Origin of the sequence: Saccharothrix espanaensis DSM 44229 (assembly GCF_000328705.1) — a bacterium.
In the GTDB taxonomy this organism is placed as follows: Bacteria; Actinomycetota; Actinomycetes; order Mycobacteriales; family Pseudonocardiaceae; genus Actinosynnema; species Actinosynnema espanaense.
Map to the genome: position 1 here is coordinate 6797331 of NC_019673.1, position 23307 is coordinate 6820637.

General features: G+C 71.1%; 22 protein-coding genes. 15 read left to right on the forward strand and 7 right to left on the reverse strand.

Annotated features, from left to right (window positions below):
• Positions 1–84: 84 nt before the first annotated feature.
• From ispH to ispG, 3 genes are read left to right on the forward strand one after another with little or no spacing between them, the layout of a single operon-like run.
• Positions 85–1011: a 4-hydroxy-3-methylbut-2-enyl diphosphate reductase gene (gene ispH, locus BN6_RS29260; RefSeq protein ID WP_015103445.1), complete on the forward strand. Its 927-nt coding sequence runs from the start codon at positions 85–87 to the stop codon at positions 1009–1011.
• Positions 1008–2744 (forward strand): 1-deoxy-D-xylulose-5-phosphate synthase, encoded by a 1737-nt coding sequence (locus BN6_RS29265; protein ID WP_015103446.1) that lies wholly within the window; start codon positions 1008–1010, stop codon positions 2742–2744. The genes ispH and BN6_RS29265 overlap by 4 nt, the downstream gene beginning before the upstream one ends.
• Positions 2741–3829: a flavodoxin-dependent (E)-4-hydroxy-3-methylbut-2-enyl-diphosphate synthase gene (gene ispG / locus BN6_RS29270; RefSeq protein ID WP_015103447.1), complete on the forward strand. Its 1089-nt coding sequence runs from the start codon at positions 2741–2743 to the stop codon at positions 3827–3829. The genes BN6_RS29265 and ispG overlap by 4 nt, the downstream gene beginning before the upstream one ends.
• Before the next feature lie 223 nt (positions 3830–4052).
• Here ispG and BN6_RS29275 read toward each other — a convergent pair whose 3' ends face one another.
• Positions 4053–6590, reverse strand: a complete 2538-nt coding sequence (locus BN6_RS29275) for an ABC transporter permease (RefSeq protein WP_015103448.1) — start codon at positions 6588–6590, stop codon at positions 4053–4055.
• The gene (locus tag BN6_RS29280) at positions 6590–7438 is read right to left on the reverse strand and encodes an ABC transporter ATP-binding protein (RefSeq protein ID WP_015103449.1); all 849 of its coding nucleotides are present in this window, start codon (positions 7436–7438) and stop codon (positions 6590–6592) included. The genes BN6_RS29275 and BN6_RS29280 overlap by 1 nt, the downstream gene beginning before the upstream one ends.
• A gap of 778 nt (positions 7439–8216) precedes the next feature.
• Between BN6_RS29280 and BN6_RS29290 the strand changes: the two genes are divergently transcribed.
• Positions 8217–8561, forward strand: a complete 345-nt coding sequence (locus BN6_RS29290) for a DUF742 domain-containing protein (RefSeq protein ID WP_015103450.1) — start codon at positions 8217–8219, stop codon at positions 8559–8561.
• Positions 8562–8880: 319 nt separating this feature from the next.
• Here the strand turns inward: BN6_RS29290 and BN6_RS29295 are convergent, their stop codons facing one another.
• Positions 8881–9633, reverse strand: a complete 753-nt coding sequence (locus tag BN6_RS29295) for an anti-sigma factor family protein (protein ID WP_015103451.1) — start codon at positions 9631–9633, stop codon at positions 8881–8883.
• 4 nt (positions 9634–9637) lie between these two features.
• Positions 9638–10201 (reverse strand): sigma-70 family RNA polymerase sigma factor, encoded by a 564-nt coding sequence (locus tag BN6_RS29300; protein ID WP_015103452.1) that lies wholly within the window; start codon positions 10199–10201, stop codon positions 9638–9640.
• Positions 10202–10380: 179 nt separating this feature from the next.
• On the opposite strand from BN6_RS29300, the gene BN6_RS29305 reads away from it, so the two are divergent.
• The 8 genes from BN6_RS29305 to BN6_RS29335 all read left to right on the forward strand — a co-directional run bounded on the left by BN6_RS29305 (position 10381) and on the right by BN6_RS29335 (position 17281).
• On the forward strand, positions 10381–10923 hold the full coding sequence (locus BN6_RS29305) for a hypothetical protein (RefSeq protein WP_015103453.1): 543 nt from the start codon (positions 10381–10383) through the stop codon (positions 10921–10923).
• Between the two features lie 10 nt (positions 10924–10933).
• Complete coding sequence (locus BN6_RS29310) at positions 10934–11710, forward strand: DUF4142 domain-containing protein (RefSeq protein ID WP_015103454.1); 777 nt, start codon at positions 10934–10936, stop codon at positions 11708–11710.
• A 139-nt stretch (positions 11711–11849) separates the two neighbouring features.
• Positions 11850–12689 (forward strand): ferric reductase-like transmembrane domain-containing protein, encoded by an 840-nt coding sequence (locus tag BN6_RS29315; RefSeq protein ID WP_015103455.1) that lies wholly within the window; start codon positions 11850–11852, stop codon positions 12687–12689.
• A 55-nt stretch (positions 12690–12744) separates the two neighbouring features.
• Positions 12745–14466 (forward strand): NAD(P)/FAD-dependent oxidoreductase, encoded by a 1722-nt coding sequence (locus tag BN6_RS49800; RefSeq protein WP_158509458.1) that lies wholly within the window; start codon positions 12745–12747, stop codon positions 14464–14466.
• Between the two features lie 54 nt (positions 14467–14520).
• Positions 14521–15762, forward strand: a complete 1242-nt coding sequence (locus tag BN6_RS29325) for a glycosyltransferase family protein (RefSeq protein WP_015103457.1) — start codon at positions 14521–14523, stop codon at positions 15760–15762.
• Between the two features lie 41 nt (positions 15763–15803).
• A complete protein-coding gene (locus BN6_RS47045; protein ID WP_158509459.1) occupies positions 15804–15956 on the forward strand; it encodes a hypothetical protein in 153 nt (50 codons plus the stop codon).
• Between the two features lie 119 nt (positions 15957–16075).
• Positions 16076–16801, forward strand: coding sequence for a D-Ala-D-Ala carboxypeptidase family metallohydrolase (locus tag BN6_RS29330; protein ID WP_015103458.1), 726 nt, complete (start codon positions 16076–16078; stop codon positions 16799–16801).
• 27 nt (positions 16802–16828) lie between these two features.
• Entirely contained in the window at positions 16829–17281 is a 453-nt protein-coding gene (locus tag BN6_RS29335; RefSeq protein ID WP_015103459.1) for a YkvA family protein, read from the forward strand.
• Here the strand turns inward: BN6_RS29335 and BN6_RS29340 are convergent.
• Both BN6_RS29340 and BN6_RS29345 read right to left on the reverse strand, forming a co-directional pair.
• Positions 17255–18328: a YeiH family protein gene (locus tag BN6_RS29340; protein WP_015103460.1), complete on the reverse strand. Its 1074-nt coding sequence runs from the start codon at positions 18326–18328 to the stop codon at positions 17255–17257. The two genes, BN6_RS29335 and BN6_RS29340, sit on opposite strands and share 27 nt — an antisense overlap.
• A gap of 180 nt (positions 18329–18508) precedes the next feature.
• A complete protein-coding gene (locus tag BN6_RS29345; protein WP_015103462.1) occupies positions 18509–19210 on the reverse strand; it encodes a lysophospholipid acyltransferase family protein in 702 nt (233 codons plus the stop codon).
• A 111-nt stretch (positions 19211–19321) separates the two neighbouring features.
• Between BN6_RS29345 and BN6_RS29350 the strand changes: the two genes are divergently transcribed.
• From BN6_RS29350 to BN6_RS29360, 3 genes are read left to right on the forward strand one after another with little or no spacing between them, the layout of a single operon-like run.
• A complete protein-coding gene (locus tag BN6_RS29350; protein WP_015103463.1) occupies positions 19322–20515 on the forward strand; it encodes a PP2C family protein-serine/threonine phosphatase in 1194 nt (397 codons plus the stop codon).
• Positions 20515–22005: a sensor histidine kinase gene (locus BN6_RS29355; protein ID WP_015103464.1), complete on the forward strand. Its 1491-nt coding sequence runs from the start codon at positions 20515–20517 to the stop codon at positions 22003–22005. The genes BN6_RS29350 and BN6_RS29355 overlap by 1 nt, the downstream gene beginning before the upstream one ends.
• Positions 21998–22435 carry a response regulator gene (locus tag BN6_RS29360; protein ID WP_015103465.1) on the forward strand — a complete coding sequence of 146 codons (438 nt, stop codon included), beginning with the start codon at positions 21998–22000 and terminating at the stop codon, positions 22433–22435. The genes BN6_RS29355 and BN6_RS29360 overlap by 8 nt, the downstream gene beginning before the upstream one ends.
• Before the next feature lie 199 nt (positions 22436–22634).
• Here BN6_RS29360 and BN6_RS29365 read toward each other — a convergent pair whose 3' ends face one another.
• The gene (locus BN6_RS29365) at positions 22635–23252 is read right to left on the reverse strand and encodes a TetR/AcrR family transcriptional regulator (protein ID WP_041314472.1); all 618 of its coding nucleotides are present in this window, start codon (positions 23250–23252) and stop codon (positions 22635–22637) included.
• Positions 23253–23307: the final 55 nt, after the last annotated feature.

Below are 23307 nucleotides of genomic sequence, written 5' to 3' on the forward strand. Positions count from 1 at the left end.
CGAGCCGTGCCACGAGGCGCGAGGCGCGAGCTGTAAGAGCACGGAAGTACCTCTCAACAGAACCCGCTGAGTCAGGAGCCAGGCATGGCCCTTCCCGTTGTGCTGCTCGCCTCGCCCCGGTCGTTCTGCGCCGGGGTCGAGCGGGCTGTGGAGATCGTGGAACACCTGCTCGCGCAGCGCGGCGGACCCATCCACGTGCGCAAGCAGATCGTGCACAACACGCACGTGGTGGCCGACCTGGAGGCGCGCGGCGCGGTGTTCGTGGACGAGTTGGACGCCGTGCCTGACGGTTCGACCGTGGTGTTCTCGGCGCACGGCGTGTCCCCCGCGGTGCGGGAGGAGGCCGCGCGCAGAGATCTCGACGTCGTGGACGCGACCTGCCCGCTGGTGACGAAGGTGCACGCGGAAGCCCGCCGGTACGCCGCGCGCGGCGACACCGTGGTGCTGATCGGGCACGAGGGGCACGAGGAGGTGGAGGGCACGCTGGGCGAGGCCCCGGACCGGACCGTGCTGGTCGCCACGGTCGAGGACGTCGCCCGGCTGGAGGTGCCCGACCCGGAGCGGGTGTCCTACCTGACGCAGACGACGTTGGCGGTGGACGAGACGACGGAGGTCGTGGCGGCGCTGCGGGCGAAGTTCCCGGCGTTGCGGGGACCCGCGTCGGACGACATCTGCTACGCCACCACCAACCGGCAGGACGCGGTGCGCGAGGTGGCCCGGGACGCCGACCTGGTGCTCGTGGTCGGGTCCGCGAACTCGTCCAACTCGGTGCGGCTGGTGGAGCTCGCGCGCCGGCAGGGCACGCCCGCGCACCTGATCGACGACGTGTCGGAGATCCGGCCGGAGTGGCTGGAGGGGGTGCGGGTGATCGGCCTGAGCGCCGGGGCGTCCGCGCCGCCGGAGCTGGTGGACGAGGTGATCACCGAGTTGGGCGCGTGGGACGTGCAGGTCCGCGAGACGGCCCGGGAGACGATCACGTTCACCCTGCCCGCCGCGGTGAGGCCGCGATGACCCTCTTGGACGCGATCACCGGCCCCGGTGATGTGCGCGCGCTGCCGTCATCGGCGCTGCCGGTGCTGGCCGGCGAGATCCGGCGGTTCCTGATCGAGCAGGTGTCGCGCGCGGGCGGGCACCTCGGGCCGAACCTGGGCGCGGTGGAGCTGACCATCGCGGTGCACCGGGTGTTCGACTCGCCGCACGACGTGCTGCTGTTCGACACCGGGCACCAGGCGTACGTGCACAAGGTGCTCACCGGGCGGGCCGCCGAGTTCGAGACGCTGCGCCGCGCGGGCGGGCTGTCCGGGTACCCGTCGGCGGCCGAGTCGCCGCACGACGTGATCGAGAACTCGCACGCGTCGACCGCGCTGTCATACGCGGACGGCGTGGCCAAGGCGTTGCGGCTCAAGGGTTCCGCCCGGCGGGTCGTGGCGATCGTCGGTGACGGCGCGCTGACCGGCGGGATGGCGTGGGAGGCGCTGAACAACCTGGCGAGCACCGAGCACCCGGTGGTCATCGTGCTCAACGACAACGGCCGCTCGTACGCGCCGACCGTCGGCGGTCTGGGCGCGCACCTGGGGGCGCTGCGCTCGGGGCGGGCCGAGCCGGGCAACCTGTTCCAGGACCTCGGGCTGGCCTACCTGGGACCGGTCGACGGGCACGACCCGGCAGACCTGGAGTGCGCGCTGACCGAGGCGGCGGCGCTGGGCCGCCCGGTGGTGGTGCACTGCGTGACCAGGAAGGGCAAGGGCTACCCGCCCGCCGAGCAGGACCAGGCCGACCACCACCACGCGGTGTCCGCGACCGGGTCGAACGGCGGCCGCACGTGGACCGACGTGTTCGGCGCGGAGATCGCCGCGATCGGCGAGGACCGGTCCGACGTGGTGTGCCTGACCGCCGCCATGCAGGGCCCCACCGGGCTCGACGCGTTCGCCGAGCGGTTCCCGCAGCGGGTGTTCGACGTCGGCATCGCCGAGCAGCACGCGGTCACGTCCGCCGCGGGGCTGGCGATGGCGGGGCTGCACCCGGTGGTGGCGGTCTACGCGACGTTCATCAGCCGGGCGTTCGACCAGGTGCTGCTGGACGTGGCGCTGCACCGGCTGCCGGTGACGTTCGTGCTCGACCGGGCGGGCGTGACCGGCCCGGACGGGCCGAGCCACCACGGCATGTGGGACGCCTCGGTGCTGCCGGTCGTCCCGGGGTTGCGGCTGGCCGCGCCGCGCGACCCGGCCCGGCTGCGTGAACTCCTGCGGGAGGCGGTCGCGGTGTCCGACGGGCCGACCGCCCTGCGGTACCCGAAGGCCGCGGCGGGCGCGGACATCCCGGCGGTGCGCCGGATCGGGCGGTGCGACGTGCTGCGCGAGGAGCCGGACCCGGTCGGCCTGCTGATCGCGGTCGGGCCGATGGCGAAGGCGTGCCTGGAGGCCGCCGAGGAGCTGGCCGGGCACGGCGTCCCGGTCGACGTGGTCGACCCGCGCTGGACGGCCCCGCTGGACCCGGCGCTGGTCAAGCTGGCCGCCGCGCACCAATTCGTGCTCGCCGTGGAGGACACCACGGCCACCGGCGCGCTGGGCGGACGGCTCGCGCAAGCGCTCGCGGTGCTCGGCGCGCCGACCCGGGTCGGCACGTTCGCGCTGCCCGCGAGCTTCCTGCCGCACGGGTCCCGGGCCGAGATCCTGCGGGCGCACGGCCTGGACGCGGCCGGGATCACCACGACCGTCCTGAAGCGACTCAAGGAGCACAGTTGACCACTCTGCAACTGGCCCCGCCCGTGCGGCGGCGTCGGCTGTCCCGCAAGCTGTCGGTCGGCGGCGTGGAGGTCGGGGGTGACGCGCCGGTCACCGTGCAGTCGATGACCACCACACCCACCGCCGACGTCGAGGCCACCCTGCGCCAGATCGCCGAGCTCACCGCCGCCGGCTGCGAGATCGTCCGGGTCGCGGTGCCGTCGCAGGACGACGCGGACGCCCTGCCGACCATCGCCCGCAAGTCGCCGATCCCGGTCGTGGCCGACATCCACTTCCAGCCGAGGTACGTGTTCGCCGCGATCGACGCGGGGTGCGCGGCGGTCCGGGTGAACCCCGGCAACATCCGGCAGTTCGACGACAAGGTCGCGGAGATCGCGCGGGCGGCGTCGAGCGCCCGGGTGCCGATCCGGATCGGGGTGAACGCGGGGTCGCTGGACCAGCGGCTCTACCGGAAGTACGGGAAGGCGTCGCCGGAGGCGCTGGTCGAGTCGGCGCTGTGGGAGTGCTCGCTGTTCGAGGAACACGGGTTCACCGACCTGAAGATCTCGGTCAAGCACCACGACCCGATGGTGATGGTCGCCGCGTACCGGCAGCTGGCCCGGTCCTGCGACTACCCGCTGCACCTGGGCGTGACGGAGGCCGGGCCGCTGGTCCAGGGCACGGTGAAGTCGTCGGTGGCGTTCGGGGTGCTGCTGTCGGAGGGGATCGGCGACACGATCCGGGTGTCGCTGTCCGCCCCGCCGGTGGAGGAGGTCAAGGTCGGCGCGCAGATCCTGGCGTCGCTGGGGCTGCGGCCCCGGAAGCTGGAAATCGTCTCCTGCCCGTCGTGCGGGCGGGCGCAGGTCGACGTGTACAAGCTGGCCGAGCAGGTCACGGCGGCGTTCGAGGACTTCCCGGTGCCGCTGCGGGTCGCGGTGATGGGGTGCGTGGTCAACGGGCCCGGCGAAGCCCGGGAGGCCGATCTGGGGGTTTCCTCCGGCAACGGCAAGGGGCAGATCTTCGTGCGCGGCGAGGTGGTGCGGACGGTGCCCGAGTCGCAGATCGTCGAGGCCCTGCTGGAAGAGGCGCTGAAACTGGACGTCTGAGGTTCGGGTCGGCGGGCACCGATCAGCTTCGGGTCGGCTTCGAGTCGGCGGGGACAGATCAGCTTCGGGTCGGCCTCGGGTCAGCGGGACAGATCGGCTTCGGGTCGGCCTCGGATCGGCAGGGACAAATCGGCTTCGGCTCGGCGGGCACAGATCGGCTTTGAGTCGGCGAAGGCAGATCGGCTGGTAGCGGAAGGAAAGGTCGGGCCGGGTGGCCCGACCTCTACTCGTAGGAGATCGCCTGCAACACGTTGAGCCGCGCCGCCCGGATCGCGGGCAGGATCGCCGCGACGACGCCGACCACGGCGGCGATCAGGAGGTAGCTGCCCAGCTGCGCCCACGGGATGCCGAGTTCGCTGAAACCCTCGTCCTTCAGGGCCTTGACCGCGACCACGCCGATCGCAGTGCCGACCACCAGGCCGAGAAGCGCGCCGAAGACCGAGATCACCACCGACTCCACGGTGATCATCCGCATCACCTGCGCCCGGCGCATCCCGATCGCCCGCAGCAGGCCCAGCTCACGGGTCCGCTCGATCACCGACAGCGCCAGCGTGTTGATCACGCCGAGCACCGCGATGAGGATCGCCAGCGCGAGCAGGATCTGGATCATCATCAGGACGGTGTCGAGCTGCGACGCCTGTTGCCGCACGAACCCGCTGCGGTCCTGGACGGTGATCTCCGGGTCGTCCGCGAACATCGGCTCGACCCGCTTCTTGACCTCCGCCACGTCCGCGCCGGCGGTCACCTGGACGAACGCGTTGGAGATCTGCTCCACCCGGAAGTCCTTGGCCACCGCCTCGGGCAGCAGGAACGCGTTCGCCAGCACGGTGCTCTTCGCGTACACCAGGGCAACGGTGTACGTCGCGGGCTCGCCCTTGGCCGTCTGCACGGTGACGGTGGAACCCTGCTGGAGGTTCAACGCGGTCGCGTCGCCCTCGTCGACGCCGATCTGCCCGGCCTGGAGGTCGGCGAACCCGCCGGACGTGGCCGTGATGCCGAACTGCTTCTGGAGCACCGGCAGGTCGGTCACGGCGATCGCGTACTTCTGCCGACCGTCGACCATGATCCCGTCGGAGTACCACCCGAACGCCGACTCGACGTCGGACATCCTCGACACATCGTCCAACCGCTGCGGCGCGAACGTCGCCGCGCCGCCGGGGCCCTGCGACTCACCGGAGATGATCAGGTCGGACTTCACCTGGTTCTCGGCCACCTTGGTGATGCTGGTGGTGGCCGACGTGAGGATCACGCTCACCCCGGTGATCAGGGCGATGCCCACCATCAGGGCGGCGGCGGTGATCGCGGTGCGGCGCGGGTTGCGCGCCGAGTTCCGCCGGCCGAGCGTGCCCGGCATCGACCACGCCAGCAGCTTGCCGATCACCGACACGACCGGCCTGCTGACCAGCGGTGTCAGCAGCGCGACCCCGACGAACGCGAGCAGCAGCCCGGCCATGATCAGCACCAGCGACGTGGTGGTGAAGCCGTACCAGAGCAGCCCGCCGCCCGCCGCGGCCACCGCCGCGCCCGCGATGGTCAGCTTGGTCAGCGGGCGGTCCGGGGTGGCCGCTTCACGCATCGCGGCGACCGGCGCGATGCGCGAGGCGCGCAGCGCGGGCAGCACCGCGGCGAGCACGGTGACGACGATGCCGACCGCGAACGCCGAGATCACGGCGCTGGGCGGCACGCTGATGCCCGCGAGCTGCATGCCGCCGCCGAGCGAGCTGAAGAGGGTGGCGAGCAGAGCGCCGACACCGATGCCCGCGCCGAGCCCGACCACGGCCGCGATCAGGCCGATCACGACGGCCTCGATCACCACCGAGCCGACCATCTGCTTGCGGCTGGCGCCCATCGCCCGCAGCAGCGCCAGCTCCCGGGTGCGCTGCGCCACGATGATGGAGAACGTGTTGAGGATGATGAAGATGCCGACGAACAGGGCGATCCCGGCGAAGCCCAGCAGCACGTAGTTGAAGAACGACAGGCCCTCGGCGATCGCGTCGCTCTGGTCCTTGGCGAGCTGCTCGCCGGTCTTGACCTGGAACTCGTCGCCGAGCCGCTGCTGGATGCGCTGCCGGAGCACGTCGTCGGCGACGCCGTCGGCCCCGCGCGCGGTGATCCCGGTGTACGCGCCGGGCTGCCCGAGCAGGAGCTGCTGCGCAACCGGCTCGGTGAACGCGGTGAGCAGTTCGCCGCCCAGCGAGTCACGGTTGCCGGGGTAGCCGAAGACGCCGGTGACGGTGAACGACTTCTTCGGCTCCAAGGTGATCACGGACATCTGCTCGCCGACCTGGAACCCGCCGGTCTTGGCGAGGTAGGCGCTGATGGCGACCTCGCCGTCGCGTTGCGGCGGCCGGCCCTCGCGGAACTGCTCCTGCCCGCCGTCCTGCCACGCCGTGCCCAGGCGCGGCGCGCCGGACGTGGTGAGCACCTTGCCGTCCTCGCCGATCGGCCGGGCGGAGCCGGTGACGTCGCCGGTGGCGGACTTGACGCCCTCGACCGAGCGGACGGCCGCCAGGTCGGCGGTGGTGAGCGTGCCGCCGCCCGCACCCGTGTCCGGGTCCTCGCTGGTGACCTTGGGCTTGAGCGCGACCTGGACGTCCACGTCGGAGTAGACGTTGGCGAACAGGTCCTTGAAGGAGCGGTCGAGCGTGTCGGTCAGCACGAAGGAGCCGGACACGAACATCACGCCGAGCACGACGGACAGTCCGGACAGGACCAGCCGCAGTTTGCGTGACAGCACGCTCTTGAGGGTCGCCTTCAACATCAGGCCACGACCAGTTGTTCGTCGTCGCGGTCGCTGTCGTTGTCGCGGTCGTCGTGGGGGTTGGAGTGGGGGTCGTCGTGGGGGTTGGAGTGGGGATGGGTGAACGGGTGGTCGCCGTCCAGGTGCTTCATGGTGTCGAGGACGGCGGCGGCGGTGGGGCGCAGGAGTTCGCGCACGATCCGGCCGTCGGCGAGGAAGATGACGCGGTCCGCGTAGGACGCGGCGTTCGGGTCGTGCGTCACCATCACGACCGTCTGGCCGAACTCGGTGGCGGAGCGCTGGAGGAAGCCCAGCACCTCCGCGCCGGAACGGGAGTCGAGGTTGCCGGTCGGCTCGTCGGCGAACACCACGTCCGGCCTGGCGACCAGGGCACGCGCGCACGCCACCCGCTGCTGCTGACCGCCGGAGAGCTGGGTGGGACGGTGGGTCAAGCGGTCCTTGAGGCCGACCGTCTCGACCACCGTGTCGAACCACTGGCGGTCGACCTTCTTGCCGCCGATCGCCAGGGGGAGCGTGATGTTCTCCTCGGCGGTGAGGGTCGGCAGCAGGTTGAACTGCTGGAAGATGAAGCCCACCTTGTCCCGGCGCAGGTCGGTCAAACCCTTGTCGCGTAAGCCGTTCACCTTGGTGCCGCCGATCCACACCTCGCCGGAGTCGATCGTGTCCAAACCGGCCAGGCAGTGCATCAGGGTCGACTTGCCAGACCCGGACGGGCCCATGATCGCGGTGAAGCGACCGCGCTCGAACTCGACGGTCACTCCGTCGAGCGCGGTGACCGCGGCCTCTCCCGTCCCGTAGGACTTCCTCACGTCCACGGCTCTCGCCGCGGACTCCTTCTTGCCCGTCACCTGGATCCTCCAGTGCGCCCTCTACGACGGCAGTCGCCGTTCCCGAGGGCAATGCTCCTCGGGACGAGCTGAGGACGCGTCCGGCATCGACCCTGAAACCCTCTCAGGGAAATTCCCCGGTTCGGGCGAACTTCTAGCCGGGGGTGGGGGTTTTGGGCCGGCGGAGTCTCGGATCGGGGTTCGGTTCGGGTCGGGTCGGATTGGCTCAGGGCGAGGGCGGGGCGGGGGGCGCGGGGTGGGGCGGGGGCGCGGGGTGGAAGAGGCGGGAGAGGCGCGGGTGGGTTTGCCGGAGGGATGTTTGTAGAGAGGTTGTTGTTCATCTGGGTGTGGTTTTCGCAGTTGACCATGTGAAGTCCTGGTGTCGGGCTCGACTCGAACGGCCCAACCTTGGGGCACTGGAGTTGTGAGAGCGCTCCCCTGCGCTCTACCTTGGGAGATGGCTACCGAGGTCGGGAACGCGTCCCGATCGGGAGTTGTGCGAGGTCGCTGTGAAGGTGAATCCGACACCCATCGGGTGAACCGGTCGCCTGGAGTGCGCTACCGCCTCCAGGCAGCCGGTCGGGTGATCATCCGACCGCTGCGGCGAGGTTCGGACACCCTTGGGAATCGGTGCGACACGGTGTGTCGCAGACCGGGTTCGATCCCACCCAAATTCCGGGAAAAGGGAGACAGGGGGCCGTGCCGCCCGTAGGGTCTGGCGTCGGCGGTGACCCGGACCACGGCGTCGGCGAACCCGCCCACACGGCGAGAAGATCATCCCGACCGCTAGGAGCTGGTGGTGTCGACCTTCCGGGTGCGCCCTTACACCAGGACAGGCGGGAGGACCCGCTCCAACACGACCCTCGCCATCGAGACCATCGTGACCACGAATGAGCGGGCGGCCCAAGACGCGCTGACCTCCACCGCGGAGCACCGGATCATCAGCGACCTCTGCCGGCATCCGCATTCGGTGGCCGAGGTCGCGGCGCTCTTACGGTTGCCCTTGGGCGTGGTTCGGGTGTTGCTGGCGGACATGTCTGATTTGTCGCTGATCAACGTGCACGCGGACGGCGAGGGCGACGAGGATGGACGGCCCTCGATCTCGTTGATGGAACGGGTCTTGGCTGGGTTGCAGCGGATCTGACCTGAGCGGGCGGAGTCGGTGGAGCGGGCGGCGTGGGTGGAGCGGGCGGCGTGGGCGGTTGTTGAAGAGCAAGAGCTGAAGAGCAAGAGCTGAAAGAGTCCTCGCCGGACGGGCGAGCCGCCAAGGATGACGGCGGTGGTGCGGTGGGCGTCGTGTCATCCCCGTATGGCCCGGTCGGAGACAACCACCCTTGAGTAGGTGGTGCAAGCGAAGGGCGTGCTTGCACTACCTACTCAAGCGCGGTTCGCTGGCGCGCGGGCCATACGGGGATGACACGACGCGGTAGGTGGATTGTGCGCTGCGCGCACTGGTGGTGCGGCTAGGTGGTGGGTAGGCGTACCAAGGTTGTTCCTTCCTTGGTGTCGCGCACCAGGAATTCGGTGATCTCGTGCCACCTCATGCCCACTGCTGAGTTGATGCGCAACGGGTCTTTGTCCGTTGTGGACGTTCCTGCCAGCCACGAGGCCACGACCATGGTTTCGCCCGATTTGGCTTTGGCGACCAGTTCGCAGCGGGTGGGGCCCTTGGCGCCCTTGACTTCCAGGGACACCGACGTTCCCCAGGGTTCCGGGGTGGCGTTGAGCTTGGCCCAGACTCCCGTTGTCTGGTCCGTCCTGGTGACGGTGCCGGAGCCGTCGGGGGCGTTCTTCGCCACCGCGGCGGGCCCCGGCACCGTCGAGGAAGTGGTGGAGCTGTCGGTGTCACCGGATGCCCTGGTGTCGTCCTGCGGGGACGACAAGCCGACCGTTGTCACGGCGGTCAGCACGATCAGCAGCACGGCCGCGGCGGCGGACAGGAGCAGCGTGGTGCGGCGTCGTCGGGCTCGGTCTTCGGTGACGGTGTCCAGCATCGCGCGGACCGAACGCCCGTCCGGGCGCTCCCCCGCGTTCGCGCGCAGCATTCCGTTGGCGTCGGCTTCGTCCAAGAGGTCTGGCAGTACGGCGAAATCGCGCAGGTCCAACGCGCAGCGACGGCACTGGGCGAGGTGGTTCTCGAAGGCGTCCACCTCGTCCTCGTCGAGGATCCCGAGGACGTACGCCGCCACGTCGACGTGGTCCGGCCGCGATGTCACCCTGTCAGCCCCGATCCTGCAATGCCCGCCGCAGGGCGCGAAGTGCGTAGTACACCCTGGACTTCACCGTGCCCGGCGGCACCCCGAGCACCGCTGCGGCTTCCCCGACGGTCCGATCTCTCAAGTACGTTTCGAGAATAGCCTCCCGGTGCTCCTCCGTGAGTCCGTTCATCGCCTCGGCGACCACGATGGCCGCCAGGGTGCGATCCGCTTCGTCCCGCGTCGGGGCCTCGTCGGACGGGGTCAACTCCGACTCCTGCGGTCGGACGCTGCGCTTGCGCCGGTCGTCGATGACCAGGCGGCGGGCGACGGTGAACAGCCAGGAGCGCAGCAGGACGGGGTCCCGCTCCAGCTTCTCGGCGTTGCGCCACGCCCGCACCAGCGTCTCCTGCACGATGTCTTCCGCCCACTGCCGGTCACTGCCCGTTAGTCGCATGGCATGCCCGAGCAGCGCACTGCCGAACTCCTGGTAGAGCCTGCGGATCAGCTCGTCTTCCAGACTGAGTTCCGGCCACGCTTGATCTCTTGGGGGTTGAGTGCTGCGTCTGTGCCGCGCCACGTCGTGCATCCAAGCGCGCGAACGGGTGAGAAGTCGAGACTTTGGCGGCAGGAAAAAGTCCTTGATTTGTTCGTGAACCGTCACCGCATCGTGTCCGTACTTCCCGGTATCCGCCTGTTCGGCCGGACCGGGAACCCCCGGTCGCTAGTCCCTTCGGTGGATCCCGCCAGCAGGAGAAAGGACCAACGATGCGCGGTCGACGTTCCCGGAAGGTGTTGCGCGCCGCTCCGGCTGCCTTGACGTTGTTGCTGGTCAGCGCATGTGGTGCGGTGACCGGTACCGGCGCGGGTGGTGCGGGTGGAGCCGACCCCGGCACGACGACTGTCCAGCAGCAGCCGGAATTCGGCAAGGAGCCGCACCAGATGCTCTCGGCCACCGAGTCGAAGCAGGTCGGCTGGTTCGTCGCCGACGCCGGCGGGTTCGCGCTGTACCGGTTCGACAAGGACACCGCGAAACCACCGAAGTCCAATTGCGACGCCGAGTGCCTGAAGACGTGGCCGCCCGTACTGGTCAGCGAGCACACCATGACCTCCGGTGTGGACCCGACGCTGGTCGGGTCCGTGGACCGGGCGGACGGCAAGAAGCAGGTCACGCTCGCGGGCTGGCCCCTGTACCGGTACACCGGCGACAAGAAGGCCGGCGACCTCGTCGGGCAGGGCAAGGGCGGCACGTGGTTCGCGGTCACGCCGGAGGGCAAGAAGGCCCAGGCGGACGCGGGCGGCGGCAGCTGAGGACCCTGCCATGTCAGGTCTGTGGTCGGTTGCGCGGCGCTGCCTGGTGGTGGCGGTCGGGTTGCTGGTGTTGTTCTGGCCCACGGTCGCGGGTACGGCGTGGGGTGACGAGCCGCCGGGGTCCGGGGAGGTTTCCCGGACGCCGCTCGGGCCGATCACCGCGCTGGACAAGGAACTCCTGGTCAAGGTGCGGCTCGCCGGCCTGTGGGAGATGCCCATGGGCGAGGAGGCGGGGACGCGCGGCGGGAGCCAGCGGGTCAAGGACGTCGGCGCGCAGCTGATGAGCGACCACGCGTTCCTGGACGAGCGGGTGGTCCGGCTGGCGGGGCAGATGGGTGTGGAGTTGCCCGATTCGCCCAACGCCGACCAGCAGTCGTGGATGGCCGAGATGCGGTCGCGCACCGGGGCCGCGTTCGACGACTCGTTCGCCAACCGGTTGCGGGCCGCGCACGGCTCGATCTTCCCCGTGGTGTCCACGGTGCGCGCGAACACCCGCAACGAAGCCATCCGCCAGTTCGCCCAGGTGTGCAACCAAATCGTGCTCAAGCACATGACCTTGTTGGAGAGCACCAACATGGTCACCGACGCGGGGTTGTCCAAACCGGTGCCGGCCGGGGCGGCGCAGTCCGCTCAGGGCACCGTCGATGCGGACCCGGTGCGCACTGCGGCGCAGACGGGCTCGGCTGACGGGCCGTCCGCACTGATCGTCCTCATCATGTGCCTGGCGGGCGCGGTGGTGACCCTCGCGGTCCTGCGCCTGTTGCGGCCCAAGGCGAACGTCAAGTGAAAGGAGGTTCCGTCCACTCGGTCCAGCTGCTGTAGCGACTGTTCTCACCCTTGCCCGTCCGGCGTGGCCGTGACCACTCCTGCACGGCCCGTCGGGCGGGTCACCTGCGAGTTCTTTCCCGCCATCTCGGAGGTCCCCAGTGTTCTCCCAGGTTCCGCTGCTGATCGCGCAGGCGACCGGCGGCGACCACGACGCCGGAGTGCGCCACGTCGCGCAGATCTCGGCACGCCTGGCCTACGCGTCCATGTGCGCCACCCTGTGCTGGGGCGTCATGATCGCGACCGGCTGGGCGAACAAGATCAGCGGAAGACAGGGGTTGCGCAACAGCCACATGGTGCTGGCGACCCTGGCCTTGGCGTTCGGCTGCCTGCACGCGTTCGCGTTCACCCTGCTCGAGCTCGCCCCCTTCACGTTCACCCAGATCTCGGTGCCGCTGTTCAACGGCGGCCTGTTCCGGCACGCGCTGGGCATCGTGGGCCTGGAGCTCATGCTCGTCATCGCGTTCACGGCGGGCCTGCGCAAGAAGGTCTACTACCGCAAGTGGTTGCGGCTGCACCAGGTCGCGTACGCGGCGGTGGGGCTGGCCGCGGCGCACTCGTGGTTCGGCGCGATCGCGAACGGCAGCCTGGCCACGGTGTGGCTGGCCGGCCTGACGATCCTGATCCCCACCGTGACGATCGCGCTGGCCCGCTTCCTCCCACCGCACGTGCTGGTGCGGCTGGGCATGCTGGAACCCGAGCCGGGCTTCGAGCCCGAGCCGGACGGCGCGGGCGGCAGCGCCCTGGACATCAGCGTGGACAACGAGCGCTGCCACCGCTACGGCATCTGCCAGGCCGAGGCGCCCGGGTTGTTCCAGCTCGTGGACGACGAACGGCTGCGCTACGAGCGCAGACCGCCACCCGAGCTGTTCGCGAAGGCGCGAGCCGCCGCGCGCGCGTGCCCGATGCGCGCGATCGAACTGCGGGAGCGTGTCCGATGAGGACGAGGGACGAGTCGTGGGCGCGAGTGGCGGGCCGGCCGGGGGGGCGTGTGCGGTGAGGAATGAGGAGAGGGTCGTCATCGCGGGTGGTGGGCTGGCCGGGCTGCGGGCCGGCGAACGGTTGCGGGAGTTGGGTTTTCGGGGCGAGGTGGTGATCGTGAGCGCCGAGCGGCACCTGCCCTACCACCGGCCGGCGTTGTCCAAGGAAGCCATCAACGGCGAGCTGCACGCCTCCGACCTGCGACTGAGCATCAGCCGCGAGCTGAACGCGATCTGGCGGCTGGGCACGGCCGCGACGCACCTGGAGCCGGACCGGCGGATCGTCGGGCTGCCCGGCGGCGAGGAGCTCGGCTACGACGGGCTGATCATCGCGACCGGTGTGGAGCCCCGGCACCTCCAGGGCGCGCCGCGCCAGGACCAGCGGATCCACGTGCTGCGCACCGTGGACGACGCGATCGCCATCAAGCGCGCCATCAACTCCACGCAGGGGCTGGTGGTGGTGGTCGGCGGCGGCCTGATCGGCTGCGAGATGGCCGCGTCGGTGAAGTCGATGGGCCGGGACGTGGCGATCGTCAGCCGGTCCTCGACGCTGCTGGGCAGCGCGGTCGGCAAGAACATCGCGGACACCGTCACCGAGGCGCACCGGGCGCGGGGCGTGCGGATGGCGATGGGCGTGAAGATCCGGCACTGGATGCCGCAGGCGGGCGGGGTGGCGATCCACCTCTCGGACGGGCAGGTCTTCTTCGCGGCGGTCGTGGTGATCGCGGTGGGGGCCTCGCCGTCGGTGGCCTGGCTGCGCGGGTCCGGGCTGGTGCTGGACGACGGGGTGCTGTGCGAACCCACGTGCCACGTGGTCGGCGGGACCGACATCGTGGCCGCGGGTGACGTGGCGCAGTGGCCCAACCTCCGCTTCGGAGGACGACCGCGACGGGTCGAGCACTGGCTCAACGCGGTGGAGATGGGGCGGGCGGCCGCGGAGAACCTGTTGGCGGGCAGGGAGGGTTCGCGGCCGTTCACCCCTGTCCCCCGGTTCTGGACCGAGCAGTACGGGATGCGCATCCAGGGCTCCGGGCTGCCGTCGATGGGCAAGGACACGACGACCCTGGCCGGGTCGCGGAAGGACCACCGGACGATCACCGGGTTCGTGGACGACGGCCGGCTGGTGGGGATGGTCGGGTTGGACGCGCCCACCGCGATGATCAAGCTGTCGACGGAGTTGTGGCGGCAGAACCGGGTGGTGGGGGTGGGGGCGGACGGACGGCGACCGCAGCACCTGGTGCCGCCGGAGCGGTTGGCGGAGTCGGGGGTGGGGGTAGGTGCGGGAATGGGGGTAGGTGCGGAGTCGGGTGCGGGGGCGGGTGTGAGGTCCGGGCGGGAGGCCGTTCCGGTGCCTTACGACGCGCCGCCTGTCAGGTTTGAGGCACCGGCACCGGCAGCGGGGGCGGGGGCGGGGGCTTCTGGGGAGCGGGGAGCCGGCGACGGAGCAGTGGGGTGGGTGGGGGCTCGGGCCGGGTTGCCGCCGGCGGATCGGGTGGACGGGCCGTCCGGGCGGTTCGAGGTGCCCCGGGCGCAGGCGGTGGCGCAGTTCGAGGAGTACCGGTTGCGGTTCGAGGCTCGGGCTCGGGCCGAGAAGCTCGACCCGGAGCGGTACGACGTGCCCCGGCAGCAGCAGGAGTCGCAGCCGCTGCCCGTTCCGCCCGCGCACGCCCCCGTGGTGCGGACCCGGTCGCACCCCCGGCCGCTGGTCCGCACCGGGCCGAGGGCGAGACCCCGGTGAGCCGTTGCCGGCACGTCGTGTTTCGGTAATCGCGTGCACCAGGCATCCGGACCCATGGCGAACCGCGATCGAGTCACCGTCGTCGGCATCCCCGCCCGCGACGAGGCGCGCACGGTCGGCCTGGTGGCCTCCGCCGCCGACGCCGGCCTGCACCGGGCGTCCCCGGACGGGGTGAACGTGGTCGTGCTGGCCGAGAACGGCAGCACGGACGGGACCGTCGAGCGGTTCGCCGAGACGCCGCTGCGGGCACGCGGGGAGGTGGTCAGTTCGCCGGGCGTGGGCACCGGCAAGGGCACGAACGTGTTCGCGGTGATGGACCGGGCGCTGGAGCTGGCCGCGGACCGGGTGCTGCTGCTCGACGCCGACGTGCGCTCCGCCGAACCGGAGTGGGTCGAACGGCTCGCGGACGCGGTGGCGGGTGCCGAGCCGGTGCTGGCGGTGCCCGCCTACCGGCGTGACCGGTACGAGGCGAACACCACGAACCACCTGGCCAGCCCGCTGCTGGCGGCGGTGTACGGGGTGCACGTGCAGCAGCCGATCGGGGGCGAGTTCGCGTTCAACCGGGCGTTCCTGGAGCGGTCACGGGGCTGGCCGCGGCCGGAGAGCGCCTCCCTGTACGGCATCGACGTGTGGCTGACCGCGAACGCGCTGCGCGAGCACGTCCGGGTGGTGGAGGTGCCGTTGGGGCGCAAGCTGCACAACTCGCCGTTCCCGAAGATCCTGCGGTTGCCGCAGCAGGTGCTCGACTCGCTGTTCCACGTCGTGCTGCGCACCGATCGGGTGCGGCCGGCCGGTCCGGGCGGTGCCGGGGGCCGGTCGGCGGTCGACGGGACGTCGGTGCGGCAGGACCCGGAGGTGGTCTCGCGGGTGTCCGCGTCGGTGGTGCGGTACCTGGAGGCCCACCGGGAGGACGTGCGGCGGCTGTTCCCCTCTGCGGAGGGGGTTCGTTCCGCGCCGTGGGGGTTGCGGGTGACCTCGGAGGTCTGGCCGCACGTGCTGGCCGACGCGCTGGCCGCCGTGGCCGCAGGGCTGTTCGAGCCCGCCCGCGACCACCTGGTGGCGTTGTACGTGAACCGGGTGCTGACGTTCTGGGAGGAGATCGACGGGCTGGCCGGCTCCGAGGTCGACCGGCTGCTGGACCGGCAGGCGGCGGCGACCGTGCGGGCCGTGCGCGACCGGGGCGTCGTCCTGGGTGGCGGGGGTGCCGGGCCGGGGCGGTTCGACGTGCGGCACTGGGCCGGGTTCAACGGCGAGCCCGTAACGCCGCGCTGCTCAGGAGCGCTGTTCAGGGCATGAGAGCGCGCGGCACCCGGCGTCCTGTTTGGTCGAGACCGTTGGTGGCACTGGCCGCCGTGTTCCTGGCGGTGGCGGTGTGGAACGGCGTGCTGGCGGCGACGGAGCCGGTGGTGTGGCGCGGGGCGGCGGCGGCCGGGTGCGCCGCGGCGTCGGCCGGGCTCTGGTACGCGGCGGTGGTCGAGCGCCGGCGGTGACCTCTCGTTCACGTACTGTTCCCGAGGTGTGAAATCTTCGGACATCCGGGACAGATTGACGGTCTCTGACCGTTTTGCCAGGCTCCGAGGTCCGTTCCCCTCGTGGTCTGGAGGTCCCTGTGCTCCGACGCATCGGATCGTTCGTCACAGCGCTGTCCCTGGTTCTCGTCTCGCTGGTGCTGGGTTCCGCGCCGGCTCAGGCGGACGGCTGCTACACCTGGAACCGCACCCTGTCGCAAGGCGCGAGCGGCGACGACGTGCGGCAGCTCCAGATCCGGCTGTCCGGCTACCCCGGCTACGGCGCGGTCCTCGGCCTGGACGGCTCCTTCGGTGCCGCCACCAAGTCCGCGCTGGTCCGCTTCCAGCAGGCGTACGGCCTGGCCGCCGACGGCGTCGCGGGCAGCGGCACGTACGCCAAGCTCTACGCCCTGCAGGACGACGACTGCACGCCGGTGAACTTCTCCTACGCCGAGCTCAACGGCTGCAACTCCGACTGGTCCGGCGGCAAGGTCGCCGCGTCGACGGCCCGGTTCAACGCCCTGGTCTCGATGTGGAAGCTCCAGGCCCTGCGGCACGCGCTGGGCGACCAGTCGGTCCGGGTCACCAGCGGGTTCCGCAGCGTAGCCTGCAACAACGCGGTGGGCGGGGCCTCGGACTCGCGGCACCTCTACGGCGACGCGGTCGACCTCGGGTCGGGTCCGCACTCGCTGTGCAAGCTCGCCCAGCAGGCCCGCAACCACGGGTTCAACGGCATCCTGGGCCCCGGCTACCCCGGTCACGGCGACCACACGCACGTCGACCACCGGGGCGGCCGGTTCTGGTCGGCCTCGTCCTGCGGTATCTGATCACCGGAAAGTCGATACCATGAGCCGGTGATCTTCCTCGGTATCATGCTCGCCGCGATCGGGGTGTCGACCCTGGTCTGGCGCGATGCCGACCTGATCGGTCTGCCGCCGGTCGCGGTCGGCATCGCGCTGCTCGTCCTGTCGGTCGGCTCGATCACGCTGGGCGTGACGCGGCGCAAGCGCCGCCGGGTCGCCCGGGGCGAGCCGGAACCGGTCGGCTCGGTGATCGACCGGGCCAAGGCCCTGCCCCGGCTGCTCAAGCAGCGCAGGGCGTACGGGCTGCCGTCGACCCGGCTGGCGCAGTGGGGCTTCGCGATCGTCTACCTGGTCTCGCCGATCGACGTCCTGCCGGAGTTCCTGCCGCTGATCGGCATCACCGACGACGCGGGCGTGGCGGTGTGGCTGCTCACCAGCCTGTCCACCGCCGCCGGCCAGTACCTGAGCTGGGAGCGGTCAAAAAAGCAGGACCGCGAGCCCTAGCGCGGCCAGCACGTTCACCCCGGTCGAGGCGGCGAACACGCCCACCGGCCGCCACCCGGCCTGCTTGAGCGCGCCCGCGCGGAACTCCAGGCCGATGCTGACGAAGGCCAGGATCAGGAACCACGTCCGCAGGTCGTTCACCACGCCGATGGCCGCCTTGCCGGACGGCACGTTCGCCAGGTAGACCGTCGCGAGCACCGACGTGGCCAGGAACCCGAGCACGAACTTGGGGAACCGGTCCCACAGCTGCCGGCCCGCCGACACGCCCACCGGCTTGCGCTCGACCTTCAGCGCGAAGTACGCGGTCAACGCCACCGCGACCACGCCGAGCAGCGCGTTCTGGGTGACCTTCACGATGGTGGCGATCTGCAGCGACTCCTCGCCCGCCAGCGTGCCCGCCGCCGTGACGGCCGCCGTGGTGTCGATGTTGCCGCCGATCCACGCCCCGGTGACCCGGGGGTCGAGCCCGAGGGTGGTGGCGACCAGCGGCAGGATGAAGATCGACGGCAGCGCGAACACGATGACCAGGCTCGCGCTGTAGGCCAGCTGCTCCTTCTTGGCCTGCACCGCGCCCGCCGCCGCGATGGCCGCGCTGACGCCGCAGATCGCCACCGCCGCCGACAGCAGGGCGCGCAGCTTGTCGTCCAGGCCGAGCCGGCCGCCCAGCCACCAGGAGAACCCGAACACGACGCTGATCAGGACCACCGACTGGATGATCGCCGGGCCGGCGGCGGAGGCGATCACGCCCAGGTTGATCGACGCGCCGAGCAGCACCAGGCCGGTCTTGATGAAGAACTCGGTGCGGAACCCGCCGGCGAGCCGGTCGCGGAGCCCGGTGGCGCTGAGCACCGCGTTGCCCAGCAGCCCCAGCAGGATCGCGTAGATCGGGAACTCGACGGACGCGCCGACCCCCTCCAGGACGGTGCCCTTGGTCGCCTTCGGCACCGCGCCGGACAGGTAGCGCGCCGCCCACGACAGGACGAGCACCACCAGGACGCCCAGGGCGGCGTGGAGGAGGGGTTTGCGGGTCTGCTCCGAAGTGGCCATCACGGCACCAGCCCCGGCGGGATGACGCCGGCCACGGCCAGCGCGAACAGCGCCAGGCCGACGACCACCGCCAGCCAGTCCTCGCTCAGGCCCTTGCGCGCCGGTTGTTCGCCCATCGCTCACGCTCCACGATGCGGGACAGCAGGGAGTCCCGAACGTTAGCGAGGGCAACGAGGAGCGTCACCGACTCTCAGGATGTGGGAGTTCGCGGACGCCGACCAGCAACGTGGTGATGGCCGCCATGATCCGTCGGGTCGCCTCGTCGAGCACCTGTTTGGTGGGCTCCAGCCCGTACAGGTCCGACAGGTCGACCGGCGCGCCCGCGACCACGTGCACCTTCGTGAAGGGCCGGGGCACGAACCTGCCCGGCGGCAGCAGCCGCTGCGTGCCCCACTGCGCCACCGGCACGACCGGCGTGCGGGACTCCAGGGCCATCCGCGCCACGCCGTTCTTGCCGCGCATCGGCCACCCGTCCGGGTCGTTGGTGAACGTGCCCTCCGGGTAGACGATCACGCACTGGCCGTCGTCGAGCGCGTCGCGCATGGCGTCGACGGCCTGTCCGGCGCGGACGGTGCCGCGGTCCACCGGGATGTGCTTGCCGCCGGACATCACCCAGCCCAGCACGGGCACCTTCCACAGGCTGGCCTTGGCCAGGTAGCGCGGCACCCGCCCGGAGGCCAGGGTGAACGCGGTCAGCGTCACCGGGTCGGCGAACGACACGTGGTTGGACGCGAGCAGCACCTTCCCCTCGCGCGGCACGTTCGCGCCACCGGCCATCCGCATCCGCACGAACACCACGACGAGCGGCCACAGCAGGTCGATGGCCACCGAGTACCAGAATCCCCTGCCGCGCCTGGGCAACCGCGCGGTCAACGCCACCATCCGCGTGAAACTCACACCGGGATCATCGCCGCACCCGTCCCGGGTGGTTCGCGCGACCCACCGAACCGGTGCGGACCGACCGTGATCACCGTTCGGCTAGGGTCCCTTCCCGTGACCGGGTCCATCGGAACTCGTGCGGCGGACGACCGCATCACCGTGCTGCTCGTCGAGGACGACGAGGGCGACGCGGTGCTGGTCGAGGCGCTGCTGGAAGAGGTCGGCGCGAACGTCGACCTGCGCCGGGTCCGCACGCTGCGCGAAGCCGTGCCGCTCGTGCCCCGGGCGGACTGCGTGCTGCTGGACCTCGGCCTGCCCGACACCACCGGGCTGGACGGTCTCAACCGGCTGCTCGCGCTGTCCTCCCCCGCCGCGATCATCGTCCTGACCGGACTGGACGACGAGCGCCAGGGCGAGCGCTCGGTCGCCGCCGGCGCGGAGGACTTCCTGGTCAAGGGCCAGGTGGACGGCTCGGCGCTGCTGCGCGGGATCCGCTACGCGGTCGGCCGCAAGCACGTCGAGGAGACCCAGCGGCAGTTGCGCGACGAGCAGCTGCTGGCCTCGGAGAAGACCCGGCTGGAACGCGGCCTGCTGCCCTCGCCGATCCTGGAGCGCGGCCAGGGCCTGGGCCTGGACTTCCGCTACCAGCCCGGCGGCAGCCGGATGCTGCTCGGCGGCGACTTCTTCGACGTCGTGCGCACCCCCGACGGCACGCTGCAGGCGATCGTCGGCGACGTGTGCGGGCACGGCCCGGACGAGGCGGCGCTGGGCGTGTTCCTGCGGATCGCGTGGCGGGCGCTGGTGCTGGCCGACCAGGAGCCGTCCCGGGTGCTGCGCACGCTGCACGAGATCCTGGAGCACGAGCGCCACCAGCCGGGCCTGTTCACCACGGCGTGCATGATCACCGTGTCGCCGGACCGGCGCTGGGCGCGGATCTACCTGGCCGGCCACCCGGAGCCGATGCTGCTCGTCGGCGACCACGTGGTGGAGCTGCCCCGGGACCGCGCCGGCCTGCCGCTGGGCGTGCTGCCGGACAGCACGTGGAGCGGTCTGGACGTGCCGCTGCCGGCCGGCTGGTCGCTGCTGCTCTACACCGACGGGCTGGTCGAGGGCCGGGTCACCGGGGACAGCGAGCGGCTCGGCTCGGAGCGGCTGATCGAGCTGATCGGCCGGGTCACCAAGACCAGACCGGACTGGCGCAGCCACCCCGAGGGGCTGCTGGACGAGCTGATCTCGCGGGTCAAGGAACTCAACGGCGGGGAACTGGACGACGACATGGCCGTGCTGCTGATCTCGGACGAGGGCTGATGGACTACCGCACCCGGTGGCCCGCGAGCAGGCTGCTGATCGCCTCGGTCACCATCCTGATCATCGTCTGCGCGGGCGCGATCGGCGGGATGGCGGTCGCGCTGGTCAGCCTCACCGACGCCCGCACGCTGCTGCTCGACCAGGTCGGGCCGGCCCGGCGGCACGCGCTGGAGCTGGACAACGCCCTGATCGACCAGGAGAACGGCGTGCGCGGGTTCGCGCTCACCGCGAGCGAGGACTTCCTGCGCCCCTACCAGGACGGGCAGCGGGCCGAGCAGGAGGCGCTGCGCAACGTCCGCACCGCGATCGCGCCGGTGCGCCCGGACCTGGTCGAGCAGGTGGACCGGATCGGCAGCCTGGCCGTGGGCTGGCGGGCCGGGTACGCCGAGGTGGTCATCGCCGAGGTCCGCTCGGCGGGCGAGCCGCGCGCCGACCAGGCCGACGCGGCGCGCGGCAAGGAGCTGTTCGACACCGTGCGCCAGGCGGTCAGCCGGCTCCAGGGCGTGCTCAACACCGAGTCGACCAACGCCCGCACCGGGCTGGACGCGGTGGCCGACCAGGTGTTGTACCTGGTCATAGCGCTGGGCGTGCTGCTGGTGGTGATCATCGCCGGGGTGGCGGTGGTGCTGCACCGGATCCTCATCCGGCCGCTGATCGGGCTGGCCGCGCAGGTGCGGCAGGTGTCGTCGGGGGACTTCGCGCACGAGGTGCGCACCGGCGGGCCGCGGGAGACCGTGATGCTGGGCCAGGACGTGGACGTGATGCGGGCCCGGATCGTGAACGACGTCGAGGAGCTGCGCCGGTCGAACTCGGAGCTGGAGCAGTTCGCCTACGTCGCCTCGCACGACCTCCAGGAGCCGCTGCGCAAGGTGGCGAGCTTCTGCCAGCTGCTGGAGCGCCGGTACTCGGGGCAGCTCGACGACCGGGGCGAGCAGTACCTGCGGTTCGCGGTGGACGGCGCGAAGCGGATGCAGGTGCTGATCAACGACCTGCTGGCGTTCTCCCGGGTCGGCCGGATGATCCGCGAGCACGTGCCGGTCGACCTGAACGAGACGGTCGCGCAGGTGCTGGACAGCTACTCGGAGGTGATCGAGCGGACCGGCGCGACGGTGCAGGTGCCCGAGCTGCCGACCGTGCGCGGCGAGGCGTCGCTGCTGGGCGGGGTGTTCGGCAACCTCATCGGCAACGCGCTGAAGTTCCACGGCGAGGACCCGCCGCGGGTGCGGGTCGAGGTGGAGCGGACCGGTGAGCTCTGGACCTTCACCGTCGGCGACGACGGCATCGGGATCGAGCCCGAGTACGCTGAGCGGATCTTCGTGATCTTCCAGCGCCTGCACCACAAGGACGACTACCCCGGCACCGGGATCGGCCTGGCCATGTGCCGGAAGATCATCGAGTACCACGGCGGCACCATCTGGTTGGACACCGATCAGGACGCCGGCACCACCTTCAAGTTCACCTTGCCGGCAGTAGAGGACACCGATGAATGACTCGCTGAACGTTGTCGACGTCCTGCTGGTGGAGGACGACCCGGGTGACGCCCTGATGACCGAGGAGGCGTTCGAGCACCACAAGATCCGCAACCAGCTGCACGTGGTGCGCGACGGGGTCGAGGCGCTGGAGTTCCTGCGCCGCGAGGGCCCGCACGCCGACGCGCCCCGGCCGGGGCTGATCCTGCTGGACCTGAACCTGCCGAAGATGGACGGGCGGGAGGTGCTGGCCGAGGTGAAGGCGGACGCGGACCTGCGGTCCATCCCGGTGGTGGTGCTGACCACCTCGGAGGCCGAGGAGGACATCCTGCGCAGCTACAACCTGCACGCCAACGCCTACGTCACCAAGCCGGTGGACTTCGACCGGTTCATCGAGGTCGTGCGCCAGATCGACGACTTCTTCGTGACCGTGGTGAAGCTGCCCCGCTAGCGCGAGGTCCACAGGTGCGGTGAACAGCTCCGAGCCCGACCGCGCCAACCGACCGCGCCAACCGGCGGCGACGAAAGATCAAGGCGACCGTCGACCAACCCCGTGACCAGGCCGCCCACCGCATGGCCACGGGCTCACCCGGCGGACGGCCACCGAGGATCGACAGCGGGATCCGGCTGCGCCACAGCTGGGGCACGGGCTAGCGGGCCGGGCCGAACGCCGCCAGGAACGTGCGCACCGCCTCGTCGGCGAAGCGGTGCAGTTCCGCGGTGGTGAACGGCTCCGGGTCGAACATGGCCCGGTTGAGCGGCACGGACAGGGCCAGCCAGACGAATTGCTGGGCGGCCAGCAGCGGGTCCGGGGTGGTGAGCCGGCCCTGGTCGCCGAGCTGGGCGAAGCGGTGCGCGAGGCGCTCGTAGCCGCGTTCCGGGCCCGAGGTGTACCAGGCGCGGGCGAGGTCGGGGAAGCGGTCGGCCTCGCCGATCACCACCCGGCGCATCCGGACCAGGTGCGGCCGGGTGACGACGGTGACCAGGCGGCGGGCGATCTCGCGCAGGTCGGCCTCGGGGTCGGTGCTCTCCGGCAGGCTCTCCAGGACCGCGTCCGAGCGCTGCTCGCCGGCCCGGATGTCGGCCGTGATGATCTCGGTGAACAGCCGTTCCTTGTCCGCGAAGTGCTTGTAGACGGTCTGCTTGGACACCTCGGCGAGCGCCGCGATCTCGTCCATGCCGGCGCCCTGGTAGCCGTTGCGCAGGAAGACCGTGCGCGCGGCGTCCAGGATGGCCCGGCGCTTGCGCGCGGATCTGGTCTCTTCCACGGGACGTGACAGTACTGGACGGACCAGTACCCGTCGCAGTACTGTACCGTCCAGT

Bases quoted from the DNA above. Each gene is read 5' to 3' on its own strand.
- BN6_RS29300 (WP_015103452.1), bottom strand. From the start codon at position 10,201: ATGCACGACGTGGCGCGGCACAGACGCAGCACTCAACCCCCAAGAGAT.
- BN6_RS29305 (WP_015103453.1), top strand. From the start codon at position 10,381: ATGCGCGGTCGACGTTCCCGGAAGGTGTTGCGCGCCGCTCCGGCTGCC.
- BN6_RS29355 (WP_015103464.1), top strand. From the start codon at position 20,515: ATGGACTACCGCACCCGGTGGCCCGCGAGCAGGCTGCTGATCGCCTCG.
- BN6_RS29345 (WP_015103462.1), bottom strand. From the start codon at position 19,210: ATGGTGGCGTTGACCGCGCGGTTGCCCAGGCGCGGCAGGGGATTCTGG.
- BN6_RS29325 (WP_015103457.1), top strand. From the start codon at position 14,521: ATGGCGAACCGCGATCGAGTCACCGTCGTCGGCATCCCCGCCCGCGAC.
- ispH (WP_015103445.1), top strand. From the start codon at position 85: ATGGCCCTTCCCGTTGTGCTGCTCGCCTCGCCCCGGTCGTTCTGCGCC.
- BN6_RS29360 (WP_015103465.1), top strand. From the start codon at position 21,998: ATGAATGACTCGCTGAACGTTGTCGACGTCCTGCTGGTGGAGGACGAC.
- BN6_RS29275 (WP_015103448.1), bottom strand. From the start codon at position 6,590: ATGTTGAAGGCGACCCTCAAGAGCGTGCTGTCACGCAAACTGCGGCTG.
- BN6_RS29340 (WP_015103460.1), bottom strand. From the start codon at position 18,328: ATGGCCACTTCGGAGCAGACCCGCAAACCCCTCCTCCACGCCGCCCTG.
- BN6_RS29310 (WP_015103454.1), top strand. From the start codon at position 10,934: ATGTCAGGTCTGTGGTCGGTTGCGCGGCGCTGCCTGGTGGTGGCGGTC.
- BN6_RS29265 (WP_015103446.1), top strand. From the start codon at position 1,008: ATGACCCTCTTGGACGCGATCACCGGCCCCGGTGATGTGCGCGCGCTG.